The organism is Paractinoplanes bogorensis, from assembly GCF_018829635.1.
GTDB classification, from domain to species: Bacteria; Actinomycetota; Actinomycetes; order Mycobacteriales; family Micromonosporaceae; genus Actinoplanes; species Actinoplanes bogorensis.
Genome location: NZ_JAHKKG010000013.1, coordinates 323513 through 337493 on the forward strand (window position 1 = coordinate 323513; position 13981 = coordinate 337493).

General features: G+C 72.1%; 13 protein-coding genes and 1 pseudogene. 9 read left to right on the forward strand and 5 right to left on the reverse strand.

What is annotated here, in order from left to right; translation table 11 throughout:
• Positions 1-8: 8 nt before the first annotated feature.
• A complete protein-coding gene (locus KOI35_RS37230) occupies positions 9-794 on the reverse strand; it encodes an LLM class flavin-dependent oxidoreductase (protein ID WP_246614345.1) in 786 nt (261 codons plus the stop codon).
• 134 nt (positions 795-928) lie between these two features.
• Here KOI35_RS37230 and KOI35_RS37235 point away from each other — a divergent pair, with 134 nt between their 5' ends.
• Entirely contained in the window at positions 929-1831 is a 903-nt protein-coding gene (locus tag KOI35_RS37235; protein ID WP_215793417.1) for a DMT family transporter, read from the forward strand.
• Here the strand turns inward: KOI35_RS37235 and KOI35_RS37240 are convergent.
• Complete coding sequence (locus KOI35_RS37240) at positions 1821-3437, reverse strand: methyl-accepting chemotaxis protein (protein WP_215793419.1); 1617 nt, start codon at positions 3435-3437, stop codon at positions 1821-1823. The two genes, KOI35_RS37235 and KOI35_RS37240, sit on opposite strands and share 11 nt — an antisense overlap.
• A 172-nt stretch (positions 3438-3609) precedes the next feature.
• On the opposite strand from KOI35_RS37240, the gene glnII reads away from it, so the two are divergent.
• From glnII to KOI35_RS37260, 4 genes are read left to right on the forward strand one after another with little or no spacing between them, the layout of a single operon-like run.
• Complete coding sequence (gene glnII, locus KOI35_RS37245; RefSeq protein ID WP_215793421.1) at positions 3610-4620, forward strand: glutamine synthetase; 1011 nt, start codon at positions 3610-3612, stop codon at positions 4618-4620.
• The gene (locus KOI35_RS37250) at positions 4599-5390 is read left to right on the forward strand and encodes an N-formylglutamate amidohydrolase (protein WP_215793423.1); all 792 of its coding nucleotides are present in this window, start codon (positions 4599-4601) and stop codon (positions 5388-5390) included. The genes glnII and KOI35_RS37250 overlap by 22 nt, the downstream gene beginning before the upstream one ends.
• A gap of 36 nt (positions 5391-5426) precedes the next feature.
• Entirely contained in the window at positions 5427-7070 is a 1644-nt protein-coding gene (locus KOI35_RS37255; RefSeq protein ID WP_215793426.1) for a hypothetical protein, read from the forward strand.
• 10 nt (positions 7071-7080) lie between these two features.
• Complete coding sequence (locus KOI35_RS37260; RefSeq protein ID WP_215793428.1) at positions 7081-7767, forward strand: hypothetical protein; 687 nt, start codon at positions 7081-7083, stop codon at positions 7765-7767.
• A 37-nt stretch (positions 7768-7804) separates the two neighbouring features.
• Here the strand turns inward: KOI35_RS37260 and KOI35_RS37265 are convergent, their stop codons facing one another.
• Entirely contained in the window at positions 7805-8248 is a 444-nt protein-coding gene (locus KOI35_RS37265) for a hypothetical protein (protein ID WP_215793430.1), read from the reverse strand.
• A 98-nt stretch (positions 8249-8346) separates the two neighbouring features.
• Between KOI35_RS37265 and KOI35_RS37270 the strand changes: the two genes are divergently transcribed.
• From KOI35_RS37270 to KOI35_RS37285, 4 genes are all read left to right on the forward strand, one after another.
• Positions 8347-9147 (forward strand): SAM-dependent methyltransferase, encoded by an 801-nt coding sequence (locus KOI35_RS37270; protein WP_215793432.1) that lies wholly within the window; start codon positions 8347-8349, stop codon positions 9145-9147.
• 44 nt (positions 9148-9191) lie between these two features.
• The gene (ligA, locus tag KOI35_RS37275) at positions 9192-11171 is read left to right on the forward strand and encodes an NAD-dependent DNA ligase LigA (RefSeq protein WP_215793434.1); all 1980 of its coding nucleotides are present in this window, start codon (positions 9192-9194) and stop codon (positions 11169-11171) included.
• 39 nt (positions 11172-11210) lie between these two features.
• Positions 11211-12152 (forward strand): endonuclease/exonuclease/phosphatase family protein, encoded by a 942-nt coding sequence (locus tag KOI35_RS37280; RefSeq protein WP_215793436.1) that lies wholly within the window; start codon positions 11211-11213, stop codon positions 12150-12152.
• A 440-nt stretch (positions 12153-12592) separates the two neighbouring features.
• The gene (locus tag KOI35_RS37285; RefSeq protein ID WP_215793438.1) at positions 12593-13063 is read left to right on the forward strand and encodes an integrase; all 471 of its coding nucleotides are present in this window, start codon (positions 12593-12595) and stop codon (positions 13061-13063) included.
• Between the two features lie 12 nt (positions 13064-13075).
• Here the strand turns inward: KOI35_RS37285 and KOI35_RS37290 are convergent, their stop codons facing one another.
• Positions 13076-13552, reverse strand: a complete 477-nt coding sequence (locus tag KOI35_RS37290; protein WP_215793440.1) for a hypothetical protein — start codon at positions 13550-13552, stop codon at positions 13076-13078.
• Between the two features lie 90 nt (positions 13553-13642).
• Positions 13643-13774: pseudogene (locus tag KOI35_RS49160) on the reverse strand (molybdenum cofactor biosysynthesis protein); the annotation flags it as partial.
• Positions 13775-13981: the final 207 nt, after the last annotated feature.

Consider the following 13981-nt stretch of genomic DNA (forward strand, 5'->3'; position numbering starts at 1 on the left):
GGGCAACGCTACGCGCTCCACCCGATGGCCGGTGCGATGTGCTTCGTGATCGTTTCCAGGATGCGGGCGTTGTAGGCGACACCCAGCTGATTCGGCACGGTGAACAGCACCGTGTCAGCCGCCTGCACCGCCGCGTCGGCCGCCAGCTCCTCGGCGATCGTGTCGGGCGCACCGGCGTACGTGCGACCGAAGCGTGACCGGACCCCCTCGAGCAACCCGATCTGGTCGTCGGAACCCTGACCGCCGAAGTAGATCCGATCGATCTCCTCGGTGATCGGCAGGACGCTGCGCGACACCGACACCCGGGGCTCGCGGGTGTGCCCGGCCGCCTGCCACGCCTCGCGGTAGAGCGCGATCTGCTCGGCCTGCAACTGGTCGAACGGCACCCCGGTGTCCTCGCTGAGCAGCGTCGAGCTCTGCAGGTTGACGCCGATCCCGGCCGCCCACTGCGCGGTGGCCCGGGTGCCCGCGCCCCACCAGACGCGGTCGCGCAGGCCGGGGGACTGGGGCTGGATCGCCAGCCCGCCGCTCACCCCGGTGCGGGCCGGGTCGGTGCGGGCCACGACCTGGCCCGAGATCGCGTCCAGGAAGATCCCGGTCTTGGACCGGGCCAGGTCGGCCGCGGTGACGCCCTCGGGTGGCTGGTAACCGAGCACCTCGGACCCGCGCAGCACCGTCTCCGGCGATCCGCGGCTCACGCCCAGCTGCAGCCGTCCGCCACTGATCAGGTCGGCCGCCTGATTCCCCCGATCAAGACCCCCTTCCCGTACGCCGTGAGCGCGCTCGCCTACCATGGGCTCATGCGCCGGCACCTCATCGCTTTCTCGCCGCCCCGCGCCTGAGCGGGACGCCCCTCACGACTGCGTGCGTCGGCGCGCGTCCCGCTTCCGCGACCTGATTCCTTCTCCCGTCGCAGGAGCGATTTCCCATGCTTGTCCCGGACACCTCGATCACCCGTGCCCGCACCGGGCTTCCTCTGCTTGTCATCGCCGGCGTCCTGTGGGGCACCGGCGGCCTCATCGGCACCCTGCTGGCCCGTGAGTCCGGCCTGTCCGCGCTGGGCGTGGCCGCGGCCCGGCTCGGTCTCGGCGGCCTGCTGCTGGTCGCGTTCCTGCTGTTCACCCGGCAGTCCTGGCCGCGCGGGCGGGCCGCGTGGACCCGGATCGCCGTGCTCGGCCTGCTCGCGGCCGAGTTCCAGGCCTGCTACTTCGCGGCCGTCGCGCACACCACGGTCAGCCTGGCCACGCTGCTGACCATCGGTGCGTCGCCGGTGCTGGTGCTGCTGTTCGAAGCGGTGACCGGGCGGCGGCGGGTCGGGCCGCGGGTGGCGGCGACGGCCGGGCTCGCTCTGCTCGGGCTCGCGCTGCTGGTGGGCGTACCGGAAAACGGGCTTGATCTTGATCGGGTCGTCCCCGGAGGCACGTTCGCGCTGCTCGCGGCGGCCGGGTTCGCCACCATGACGCTGGTCGGCGCCCGCCCGGTCGAGGGCCTGGACGAACTGGCGTCGACCGGGCTCGGCTTCACGTTCGGCTCGCTGCTTTTGGCCCCGCTCGCGCTGGCCGGCGGTCTCACCTTCACCGCCACCCCGGCCGCGTTCGGGCTGCTCCTCGTGCTCGGGGCGGGTCCGACGGCGATCGCGTACGCGTTCTACTTCCGCGGTCTGCGCACCGCCGCGGCCGGCACCGCGGCCCTGATGGCGCTGCTCGAACCGCTGGTCGGCACCGCCCTGGCCGTCGTCGTCCTGGGCGAGCGGCTGGGCGTCGTGGGCTGGACCGGCGCCGGGCTGCTGATCGTCGCGCTGGTGCTGGCGAGCCGCCCGGTCAGCGCCTGAGCTGGAACTGGTCGACGATCTGCTGCAGCTCGTGCGACATCACCTCGAGGCGTTCCGCCGTCTCCTGGGCCTCGGCCACCCCGGCCGCGGTCACCTGGGCCGCCGTGGCCACCCCGGAGACGTTCTCGGCGATCTCGCCCGAGCCGGTGGCCGCCTCGACGATGTTGCGGCTCATCTCGGCGGTCGTCGCGGTCTGCTCCTCCACGGCCGCGGCGATCGTCGTCGAGTGCTCGTTGACCTGGCCGATGATCAGGCTGATGCGGTCGATGGCGGCGATCGCGGCGGTGGTGTCCTGTTGGATCGCCTGCACCCGGCCGGCGATGTCCTCGGTGGCCTTGGCCGTCTCCTGGGCCAGATCCTTGACCTCGCTGGCGACCACGGCGAAGCCCTTGCCCGACTCGCCGGCCCGGGCCGCCTCGATGGTCGCGTTCAGGGCGAGCAGGTTGGTCTGCTCGGCGATCGCGGTGATCAGCTTGACCACCTCGCCGATCTCGGCGCTGGACCGGCCGAGCTGGTTGATGGTCTCGCCGGCCTCGCGGGCGCTGTCCACGCCGCTGGCCGCCACCCCGGCCGCCTGGCTGGCGCTGCCCGAGATCTCGCGGATGGCCGCGTTCATCTCCTCGGTGCCCGCGGCGACGGTCTGCACGCTGCGCGAGACCTCCTCGGCCGACGACGCCACCCGGTCCGACTGGCCGGAGGCGCCGGCCGCGGCCTCGGCGATCCGGTTCGAGGCGGTGCTCAGCTCGCTGGACGCGCCGGAGAGGGTCCGGCTGTGGTCGCTGATCCGGTTGAACGCCTGCAGCAGCACCTCGATCGTGCTGTTCAGGGCCCGGCCCATCACGCCCAGCTCGTCGCGGCTCTGATCGGGCGCCCGCACGGTCAGGTTCTTGTCGGCCACCGCGCGCAGGGTGTCCACGGTGGCGTTCAGCGGCCCGGTGATGCTGCGGGTGACCAGCAGGGCCAGCAGTGCGGCCAGGGCCAGGGCCAGCAGCCCGGCCACGATCATGAAGTTGCGGGCGGTGTCCGCCGACGACTGGGCGTTCACCCGGGCCCGGGCCGCCTCGGCGGTGGTGGCCTCCACGATCTGGTCGATCGCGCCGACGATCGCCTTCATCTGATCGGTCGTCCGGCCCGCGACCAGGGCGGCCGCCTGGGCGGTGGCCCTCGGTGTGCCGGCCCGGAACAGCCGGATCACCTCGCTGTCCGAGGCCATGTACTGCTGGTAGTAGCCCTCGGCGGCGGCCAGTGAGGTGTCCTCGGCCGCGGTGAGGTCAGCGTTGCGCAACCCGGTCAGCGTCTCCTCGAGGGCGGCGCTGGAGGTGAGGAAACTCTTGCGCTGCCCGACCGAGTCCGAGGTGGCGCCGGCCACCCCGCGCAGGATGTCGAAGGCGTAGCCGTTCTGCCAGCCGTTGAGGTCGGCCGCGTCGTACTTGGCCATCAGCGCCTGCCGTCGCAGCGCGGCCGATGCGGCCAGGTCGTCGGTGGCGGCCGAGGCCCGGTGCTGTCCCCACAGGCCGAGACCCAGCGCGATCACCATGCAGAGACACACACCCGTGAACGCTCCCGCCAGGCGGGCGCCGATGCCGATGTTGCTGAGGAAGCGCACTTCCCGACGCTAGGCGCTCGGTGGTCAATCTGGATGAAAATTCGCGAAACGCCCTCTGTTTCGTCCCGGTTAACGCGGAGCGTGTCGATGCTCTCACCGCACGGTGCAGTGACGCATGATCATCCGTCGGTAGCATCCCCGGATCCGTTTCTGCTTTCGTGGGGAGATCGTTTTGCCGTTCAAGGCTGAATACATCTGGGTCGACGGCACGCAGCCGACCGCCAAGCTGCGGTCCAAGACCAAGATCGTCGAGGACGGCGCCGAGCTGCCCATCTGGGGCTTCGACGGCTCCAGCACCAACCAGGCGCCCGGCGACAAGTCCGACTGCGTGCTCAAGCCGGTCTTCGTCTGTCCCGACCCGATCCGCGGCGGCAAGAACGTGCTGGTCATGTGCGAGGTCCTGCTGATCGACGGCACCCCGCACCCGACCAACACCCGCGCCGCGTGCGCCGAGGTCGCGGCGAAGTTCGCCGACCAGGAGCCGATCTTCGGCATCGAGCAGGAGTACACCTTCTTCAAGGACGGCCGCCCGCTCGGCTTCCCGATCGGCGGCGGCTACCCGGCCCCGCAGGGCGGCTACTACTGCGGCGTCGGCTCCGACGAGGTCTTCGGCCGCGCGATCGTCGAGGCCCACATGGACCTGTGCCTCGAGGCCGGCCTGCACCTGTCCGGCATCAACGCCGAGGTCATGCCCGGCCAGTGGGAGTTCCAGGTCGGCCCGGTGGCCGCGCCCCAGGTCGCCGACGAGCTGTGGATCGCCCGCTGGCTGCTCTACCGCATCGCCGAGGACTACAACGTGTCGGCCACGCTCGACCCCAAGCCGGTCAAGGGCGACTGGAACGGCGCCGGCGCGCACACCAACTTCTCGACCAACGCGATGCGCGAGGACTACAAGGCGATCATCACGGCCTGCGAGTCGATGGGCGCCCCGGGCAAGCTCGAGGAGCACGTCGCCGGGTACGGCGCCGGCATCGACGAGCGCCTCACCGGCATGCACGAGACCGCGCCGTGGAGCAAGTACAGCTACGGCGTCTCCGACCGCGGCGCCTCGGTGCGCATCCCGTGGCAGGTCGAGAAGGACGGCAAGGGCTACATCGAGGACCGCCGGCCCAACGCCAACTGCGACCCGTACGTGGTCACCCGCCTGATCGTGAACACGGTGTGCTCAGCGCTGGCCGGGTAAGCATCCTGCCCGGCGACCCGGGCTCCCCGGTGATCCTCCACGTGCCGCACGCGTCACGGGAGCTCACGCCGGGGGCCCGGGACGCACTGCGCCTGGACGATGCCGCCCTGGCCGACGAGCTGGACCACCTGACCGACGCGCACACCGACCTGATCGCCCTGCGGGCGGCCGTTGCTTCCCCCGTACGGCCGTGGATCTTCGCCAACGAGCTGTCGCGCCTGGTCGTCGACCCCGAGCGGTTCCCCGACGAGCGCGAGGAGATGCGCGCCGTGGGGATGGGCGCGGTCTACACCCACGGCTACGCGCGGCGGCGCCTGCGCGACGACGATCCGGCCCGCGACGCCGAACTGATCCGCACGTACTTCGATCCGTACGCGCAACGCATGACCGACCTGGTCGCCGCCCGCCTGGCCGCGGCCGGCCGGGCCGTGATCATCGACGTGCACTCGTACTCGACCGTGCCGCTGCCGTACGAGCTGCACGGCGACGGTCCACGGCCGCAGATCTGCCTGGGCGTGGACGCGTTCCACACGCCGCCCGCCGTGTCGGCCGCGGCAATTGATGCGTTCGGCGCATACTCGACGGCCGTTGATACGCCGTTCGCCGGTGCCTATGTGCCGCTCGACTACTACGGCGTCGAGGATGCGGTGAGCGCATTGATGATCGAGATTCGCCGGGACACATACATGTCCGAGCCCGGTGGACCGCCCGACGAGGGTCTCGGCGCGGTCGCGGACGGGCTGACCGCTTTGGTGGCCCGCCTGACTTAGGCGCTCGTCTTTTGGCGACCCGCCTAACATTGGCCTGTGTCGAAGTCGTGGCTGATCCGCCTCACCCGCTCGCCGGGGCCGCCGCGTGAGGTGCGGCGCGGGATCGTCGAGGCGGTCTACGTCATCGTCTGGGAGACCGCGCACGGGCCGGTGATCTATGCCGTACGGCTGGAGAGCCGGTCGTTCGTGGACGCCGCTGCGCTCGTGCGTGAGCTCCTGCCCCCGGCGCAGCGGGACTCGGCGGTGGTGCTCGAACCGGAGCTCGTCCAGCTCGACACCCTGGCCGAGCAGCTCCACGCCGGCCCGCACATCATCATCTACGGGCCGGACGGAAGCCGGGCCGGCCGGCACCTGGCCGAGCGGATCGGCCGGACGCTCGGCGCCGACCTGCCGGTCTGGATCCGTGGCACCAACACCGTGGCGACGGCCCGACTGCTGTCGGCCCACGACGGTCCCGTCCCGCTGCCGGATGACACGGGCTGGCCGCGGTGCGAGGCGACGCTGCTGGCCGCGGTGCGGGCGGGCCTGCCCGAGGACTGTCCGCTGGCCTGGGCCGCACTGGCCGCCGACCACGCGATCGTGCTCAACCAGGTCGTGGCCGGGCACGCGCGCCTGCCCGACCGCGGCCCGGGCTGGTATCTGGTGGCCCGGCCCCGCCCGCCGCAACCGCCGTCGTCGCTGCGCCTGACCGGTGTGGTCCCGCCGCCCGAGCGGGGTGTGGCGGCGGCCGACGAGGTGATCGCGCTCCGTGCAGCGGCGGCCGACATGGAGCGCGACGACCCGCGGGTCCCGGCCTGGACCGCGGCCGCCACGGCATTGTCCCAGCTGATCCGCCGGGACGTGTCGTCCGACATCATCGCCGGGCGGCCGGTGGCTCCGCATCACGATCGGATCCAGGCCGCTCGCCTGGTGCCCGCGGTCGCGAGCTGGGCCGGCCCGGTGGTGTCGCAGTGGCTGGAGACGCTGATCCCACTGCCGGGTCTGCCGCCGTTGCACCGTCTCGACGTGTTGCGCCGGCACACCCCGGCGGGTCCCGTGCGCGCGGCGTACCGGACCCGGGCCGGCCTTTATGTTCTGGTCCTCGAGGGCGACGTGATGTGCGCGGAGTGGCCGTGTGATCCCGCGGTGGCCGCGACCTGGACCGATACGACGATGCTGGCGGTCGACCCCGGTGGCCCGCTGCTGGCCGGGAACGACCCGGTGCCGGCTTCGCGGGGCGCCGGCGGGCCGCTGACCGCGGACAACCTGCCCCGGATGCGGATGGTTCTGCCGCTGGCCCTCACGTCGGCGGACGCGGCGTTCGCGGAGCAGTCGTTCGTCTACGACACGCTCATGGAGCATCCGGCGATGACGCTGCGGCCCGCCATCGAGGCCGGCACCGTCCGGCTGCCGTGGAAGACGGTGCGCGAGCTCGCCGCAGCCGACGTGATTTCGGTGCGCCGGCTGCTGGACCCGGGGGAGCCGCGCTACTACCACTACTACGGGATCGTGGACTCGCTGCACGGCCCCGGCCCGTGGGCGGTGATCCGCCGGTCCGCCACTCCGGAGGGCCACCCGCGCGACGAGCGCCGAAACCCCGACGGCACCTGGTCGCCCTCGCACCTGCTGTCCGAGGTCCAGTTCGGCCGCCGCGACGATGACTTCATCCGCCTGACCCCGGCCGAGGCCGGGCGCGCGTAGGTTGATCGTTGTGGACGCGCTGATCGAGAGCACCGCGCCCAAGGATGTCGTGGCCGCCGCGGGCGCCTGGCTGGGGGCGGCGCTGGAGCCGTCCGGCTTCGCCTGGTCGTTACGGCCGGCCCGGCTGGAACGCCGCGTCGGCCCGCTCATTCACCAGGTGCATTTCCAGTCGAGCCGGTACAACCGGGCCGGGCAGTCGATCCTGGTGAGCACGATGCTGAACATTCGCGAGCCGGCCCTGCGAAGGTGGCGCCGCGCCCACCCCGGCCGCACCCGGGTCGAGGCCGGCGACTCCGTCTGCGGGCACCCGCTGGGCTACGCCTCCGGTCGTTCCGGTGGTTACCTCTACGGCTCGTACGAGGACGGCCAGATCGACCTCACCGACCCGGCGACCCGCGAGGCGAAGCTGGACGCATTCGCCGCCATGATGCGCGAGGCGGTCCTGCCGTGGTTCGACGAGGCGAGTGACCCCGACCGGATCGTCACGTCCCGGGCCGCCGACTACACCGACCCGTCGCTGGTGATCGAGTGGCTGGCCAGCCGCGACCGCCCGGACCTGGTCGACGCCTACGTCGACCGCTACCTGTCCCGCCACCCCGATCTGCGCGCCCGCTACGAGGCGGGCCGGTCGTCCCGGCCCGGCGCGACCGATGACCTCGCCGAACTGCTGGGCCGGTCGCACGCGCGGCTGACGTAGCCTGGCTGCTCCCTCGGCCGTCCGCGGACGACAAACCCTAGTCCTCGTCGACGCGGAGGCCGCCGGGGCCGTGGCGCACCGTCAGCCGATGGTCGGCGGTGGACCAGACCGTGCCGGGGTCGCGCCTGAGGGCCGCGGCGATCCACTCGCCCACGGTGGGCAGGACGTCCGGCAGGGCTTCGGCGATCTCGCGGCGCCGCTCGGACGGGACGGCCCACACCCGCATCCACAGGGCGTCGACCGGGGGCAGGGTCGCGTTCGCCAACCGGCGGCCCCGGGACCGGCCGAACCAGAAGACCTGGATGAGGTCGTGCTCGGGCGGCAGCGGGTGGACGGGTTCGGAGCTGACGTAGCTCAGGCTCCGGACGGCGGCGCCCGTCTCGTGCAGCGCCCGCTCGAGCCGGTCCCGGCCGATCGGGTAGGACATGCCGGGCCGCGGGCGGTCCCGGCTGTACTCGTCCCACGGCGGTGCGTCGACCATTCGCCCAGGGTAGGGGCGGTGGCTGGACGCGTACGGGGGAAGGGTCGGTCTTGGCATTATCATGGCCGGAACCGATCGACGGATGGCGGGCACTTCTGATGGGCATCGACGCGCAACTCGACCCGACGCGGCCGCATCCGGCGCGGCGGTACAACTACTGGCTCGGTGGCAAGGACAACTTCCAGGCCGACCGTGACGCCGGTGACGCGATCGCCAACGTGTTCCCGTCGATCCGGACGGCCGCGAGGGAGAACCGCGCGTTCATGCAGCGCGCCGTCCGTCACCTGGCCGGTGAGGCCGGGATCCGCCAGTTCCTCGACATCGGCACCGGTCTGCCGACAGCGAACAACGTGCACGACGTGGCGCAGGGCATCGCCCCGGAGTCGCGTGTGGTCTACGTCGACAACGACCCGCTCGTGCTCAGCCACGCCCGCGCGTTGCTGACCAGCTCGGACGAGGGCGCCACGGCCTACATCGACGCCGACGTGCGCGAGCCGGGCAAGATCCTGGCCGACCCGGCGGTCACCGGCACGCTCGACTGGTCGCAGCCGATCGCGTTGCTGCTGGTGGCCATCCTGCACTTCGTCGAGGACCACGAGGACCCCCGCGGCATCGTGAAGACGCTGGTCGACGCCCTGCCGGCGGGCAGCTATCTGGTGCTGTCGCACGCCACGTTCGACCCGCTCGACGGCGAGACGATCGCGGCCATGAACGCGGTCAACGAGAAGATCAAGCCGCGCTTCAGCCCGCGCCCCCGGGCCGGGGTGCTGCCGTTCTTCGACGGGCTCGAGCTGCTCGACCCGGGTCTGGTCTCGGTGCAGGAGTGGCGCCCCGAGTCCGAGTCCCGCCCGACCGACGCCGAGGCCACCGGTTACGGAGCCGTCGCCCGCGTCGGATAGCCGGGGTCCCGGAAAATGTCGTACCGGGGAACTAGGTTGTCGGCATGACGGAGACCGCCCTCACCGAGTCCGACTTCGCCGCCGCGGTCGGTCAGGTCCAGGCCGCCGCCAAGTCGTATTACGACACCGGCGACGTGCTGATGACCGACGCCGACTACGACGCCCTGCTCGACCGCATCGCCGAGGCCAAGCGCGCCCACCCCGAGTGGGACGACCGCGGCGTCACGACCCGGGTCGCGGCCGGCGTGTCCAGCGGGGGAGACGTCCGGCATCCGGTGCCGATGATGTCTCTCGACAAGATCAACGACGAGGATTCCGTACGGGATTTCGTGGCCGGACTCGGCGGCGAACCGCTCCTGGTCGAGGTGAAGCTCGACGGGCTGGCGATCCGGGTCGAATACGAGTCGGGCCGGCTGACCCTGGCCGCGCTCCGCGGTGACGGCAGCACCGGCGAGAACGTGACCGCCCAGGTGCTCCGGGGCATCGCCGGGCTGCCCGAGCGGCTGGCCACGCCGTGGACGGGGGAGGTCCGCGGCGAGGTCTACATGACCGTCGGCGACTTCGAGACGGCCAGCGCCAACCGGGTCGCCGCCGGGGCCAAGGCGTTCATCAACTCGCGCGGCGCGGTCGCCGGCTCGATCCGCAGCATCGACCGCACCTACGAAACCCCGATGACCTTCTCCGCGTACGACGTCTCCGGCTCCTTCGACTCCCACCGCGCCCGGATGACCCACGCCGTCGAGCTGGGCTTCCCGGTGGCCGGGCGGCTGGCGACCGGCGAGTTCCAGGTCGCGGCCGACGGCGACGAGGCGCTGGCCGCCATCGCGCGCATCGGCGAGCTGCGCCGCAGTCTCGAGTTCCCGATCGACGGCGCCGTGCTCACCGCCGACCTCGAGTCGACCCGGCGCCGGCTCGGTTCCGGCAGCCGCACGCCCTACTGGGCCGCCGCCTTCAAATATCCGGCCGACACCGGCTCGACCGTGCTGCGCGACATCGAGGTTCGGGTCGGGCGCACCGGCCGCATCTCGCTGCGCGCCGTGCTCGACCCGGTGTTCGTCGACGGCACCACGATCACCTACGCGACCCTGCACAACCCGAAGTTCGTCGAGGAACAGGGCCTCGCCATCGGCCAGACCGTCGCCGTGTGGCGGGCCGGCGACGTCATCCCGCGGGTCACCGCCCCGATCGGCGAGCAGCCGCACGGGCTCACCCCGTGGGCCCCGCCCGAGACGTGCCCGCAGTGCGGCGAACCGTGGGACAAGTCGAGCCTGCTCTGGCGCTGCCACACCGCGTCGTGCAGCGCCGTCAACGCGCTCGAATACTGGTGCAGCCGCGAGGCGATGGACGTCGAGGGCGCGGGCGAGGCGCTCTGCGTCGTGCTGGTCAACACCGGCCTGGCCAACGACGTGGCCGACCTCTACTCCCTCACCGAGGAGCAGCTGGCCGAGCTGCCGGTCGGCAACACCAAGGCCGGCGGCGTGGTGCTGCTCGGCAAGCTCAACGCGGCCAAGGTGGTCGCCTCGCTCGAGGGCAGCAAGAGCCAGCCGTTCAACCGCGTGATCACCGGCCTCGGCATCCGGATGACCGGCCGCAGTGTCGGCCGCTGGCTGGCCGCCCGGTTCAAGACCATGGAGGCGTTGCGCGCGGCCACGGTCGAAGAGATCGCCGAGATCGACAAGATGGGCCTGATCAAGGCCCAGCACGTGGTCGACGGCCTGGTCGCCATGTCCGGCGTGATCGACCGGCTGGCCGCGGCCGGCGTCACCATGAGCGTCCCCGAGACCGATGGCGAGAAGCCGTTCGAGGGCCGCACCTACGTGGTCAGCGGCAGCGTGCCCGGCTACACCCGCACCACGGTCAGCGAGCGCATCGAAGAACTGGGCGGCCGGGCCAGCGGCAGCGTGTCGGCCACCACCACGGCCCTGATCACCTCCGAGACCACCACGGCCAAGGCCACCAAGGCCGCCAAGCTGGGCATCCCGATCATCGACCCGGCCGAGTTCGCCGAGATGCTGGCCGGCTGACGTCGCCGTCCGGACAGGGCGGCGAACTATCATTCACGCATGGCGATGCGTGTCGGCCGGGTCGGCACTGATCGGCGGTCGGCCCTGCGGTCGCTGGTCTCCGCGGTGCTGGCTGTTGTGAGCGCGCTCTCCGTCACCGCCGCGCCCGGGGGTGCCGCCACCTCGGAGATGGACGCGCTGGCCGGCCCGGCCGCACCCGCCGATCTGCACGTGATGACGTTCAACCTGCGCTTCGGCAGCCCGGCCGAGCCGAACTCGTGGGCCCAGCGCCGCCCGGTGATGCGCAGCCTGCTGACGACCGAGAAGCCCGACCTGATCGGCACCCAGGAAGGTCTGGCCGGCCAGTTGCACGACCTGGAGACGGACCTCGGACCGGGCTACGACTTCCTCGGCAAGGGCCGTCTCGGCGGCGACCGCAGCGAGTTCATGGCCGTCTTCTACCGGCGGGAGAGGCTGACCCCGCAGGCGTACGGGAACTTCTGGCTCTCCGACACCCCCGAGGTTCCCGGCTCCGACACCTGGAACGGCTTCGCCGTCCGCATGGTCACCTGGGTGCGCTTCCTCGACCGGGCCACCGGCAAACGCTTCTACGCCGTCAACACCCACCTGGACAACCTGAGCGAGCTGGCCCGCCGCCGGTCGGCCGAGTTGATCCGCACCCGCGTGGCCGCCTTCGAGCCCCGCCTGCCCACGATCCTGACCGGCGATTTCAACACTCCGGCCGGGGCCAGCAGTGAGGTCTACGGCGACTTCGTCGAGCAGGCCGGCTACCGCGACACCTGGACCACGGCCCCCGTGCGTGGCCCGGCCTACGGCACGTTCCACGGCTACCAGCCGCTCCAGCCCGACGGCCCTCGCATCGACTGGATCCTGACCTCCCCGGCAATCACCGTCTCGGCCGTGCTGATCAACACCTACCGGCGCGACACCCAGTTCCCGAGCGACCACCTGCCCGTCCAGGCCCGCCTGCGACTGCCCTGACCGCCCGCCTCGCCCCGGCTCGCACGCCCAGGCCCGGCTCGCCCGGCCCGGCCCGGCTCGCACGCCTCGGCCCAGCCTGCACGCCCCGGCCCGGCCCGCATGCCCGGCCTGGCCTGGCCTGGCTCGCACGCCTCGGTCCGGCTCGCACGCCTCGGCCCGCCCGGCCCGCCCGGCCCGCCCGGCCCGCCCGGCCCGCCCGGCCCGCCCGGCCCGCCCGGCCCGCCCGGCCCGCCCGGCCCGCCCGGCCCGCCCGGCCCGCCCGGCCCGCCCGGCCCGCCCGGCCCGGCCTGGTCTGGCTCGCACGTCTCGGCCTGGCTCGCACGCCCGGTCTGGCCTGGTCCGGCCCGCACGCCTCGGCCTGGCACGCCCCGGCCCCGCCCGGGAAATGGCGTCGCGGGCCGTCGGGTGATCCGGGATCATCGGTGGCCGGGGGTGAGGATGTGCGGATACGGCTGAGGCATCTGCGGATCGGCGCGCGTGTTTTCGCGTGGCGGGCCGAGATCAGTCATGTGCGGGGCAGCGGCGACTGTCACCGCTGCATCCGCGTGCGTATCTGGGGCGATGGCCGCACGAGCCGGGCATTGCAAGCTGATCTGCTGTCGCTCGCATGGCCGGCGCCCTGGGGTGCCTGCGCGACGGACGGCGCCTATCCCACGTCGGATGATGTGCGGGCGATCATCGAATACGCCCTCGGTCACAGCTGGCGGCCGGATCAGCGTGGCGGAACCTTCGTTCTGTCTGAACGGGACCACGCCGCCCGCTTCCGCCGGCCCGGGTTCCTGCTGACCGACCGCCTGCGCACCCCGGACGGCGAAGACCCGACACTGCGGGTGATCGCCGCCCACGAGAGCGCCCACGGGAGCCCCCACAAGAGTCGCCTGTTAGAGCCGCCCAACGAGGCTGCGCGCTGACCACGGAAGGGATCACTGAGCGGGCTCGACCCGCCCCTTGAGCAGGAAGCTCTGCTGCGGGGTCAGCTTGTCCATCTGCAGTTCCGAGGTGCCGAACATGTCGAACGGGTTCGACTCGGTCGTCAGCTTGACGACGGCCAGTTCGCGCGAGCTCCCCTCGCCGCCGTCGTCGTAGATGAACAGGAACGAGGCTCGCCGCTCGCCTCGGAGCACCTCGAGCCACTGGTCGTAGGTGCCGATCGGAACGCTGGTGAAGACGTCGATCCGATCGGTGCCGATCCCGACCGCGAAGCCCAGAGCGCCCGGTCCGGGAACGTGGTTCGCCGTGAAGGCGATGTGCGCGCTCATCCGCGACGGTGCATCGCCGGCGCTGCGCAGCACCAGACCCCGGGAGGCGCCGTTGTAGGTCACCCCGTCGGGCACGGTGCCCACTTCGTCCTGCTGGATCGTCAGGTCGTAGGAACCGACTGTGAAGTAATCGGCCGACATGGCCCCTCCTGTCGACAATCGTCATTTCGCGTCGAGTATGCGCGCGGGGCCGTCCCGGAATTCCCGGCTGCCCTCGATCCGACAGGGCAGTTAGTAGGCGGTCACTGGGCCTACGCGGAGCACGCCGTCGTCGAGGGGCGTGCAGCGGACTCCACCCTTGCCGCGCAACGCCTTCCACGCCCCCGGCCCGACGGTGACGTCCATCCACGCGCACGGATGGGCCCAGGGTGCGTCTGGCGGAGCACGCGGGCCTGCGGCGAGGCCCAGGCGGCGCCTGACGGCAGCCGCAGAACGGCCACATACAACTGTGAGGATGGTGGGGTGCCGCCCGCGGTTCGGGGTTTGACCCGCCATCCAACTGACCGTGGTGTCTTGCCGGTGATCTGTCGGTCCTGGGTTGCGGGCGGTGCTTGCTGCCACCGGACCGGT

Excerpts from the sequence above, each read along its gene's own strand:
- KOI35_RS37265 (WP_215793430.1), bottom strand. The coding sequence starts at position 8,248 with ATGGTCGACGCACCGCCGTGGGACGAGTACAGCCGGGACCGCCCGCGG.
- KOI35_RS37280 (WP_215793436.1), top strand. The coding sequence starts at position 11,211 with ATGGCGATGCGTGTCGGCCGGGTCGGCACTGATCGGCGGTCGGCCCTG.
- KOI35_RS37230 (WP_246614345.1), bottom strand. The coding sequence starts at position 794 with ATGGTAGGCGAGCGCGCTCACGGCGTACGGGAAGGGGGTCTTGATCGG.
- KOI35_RS37235 (WP_215793417.1), top strand. The coding sequence starts at position 929 with ATGCTTGTCCCGGACACCTCGATCACCCGTGCCCGCACCGGGCTTCCT.
- ligA (WP_215793434.1), top strand. The coding sequence starts at position 9,192 with ATGACGGAGACCGCCCTCACCGAGTCCGACTTCGCCGCCGCGGTCGGT.
- KOI35_RS37270 (WP_215793432.1), top strand. The coding sequence starts at position 8,347 with ATGGGCATCGACGCGCAACTCGACCCGACGCGGCCGCATCCGGCGCGG.
- KOI35_RS37290 (WP_215793440.1), bottom strand. The coding sequence starts at position 13,552 with ATGTCGGCCGATTACTTCACAGTCGGTTCCTACGACCTGACGATCCAG.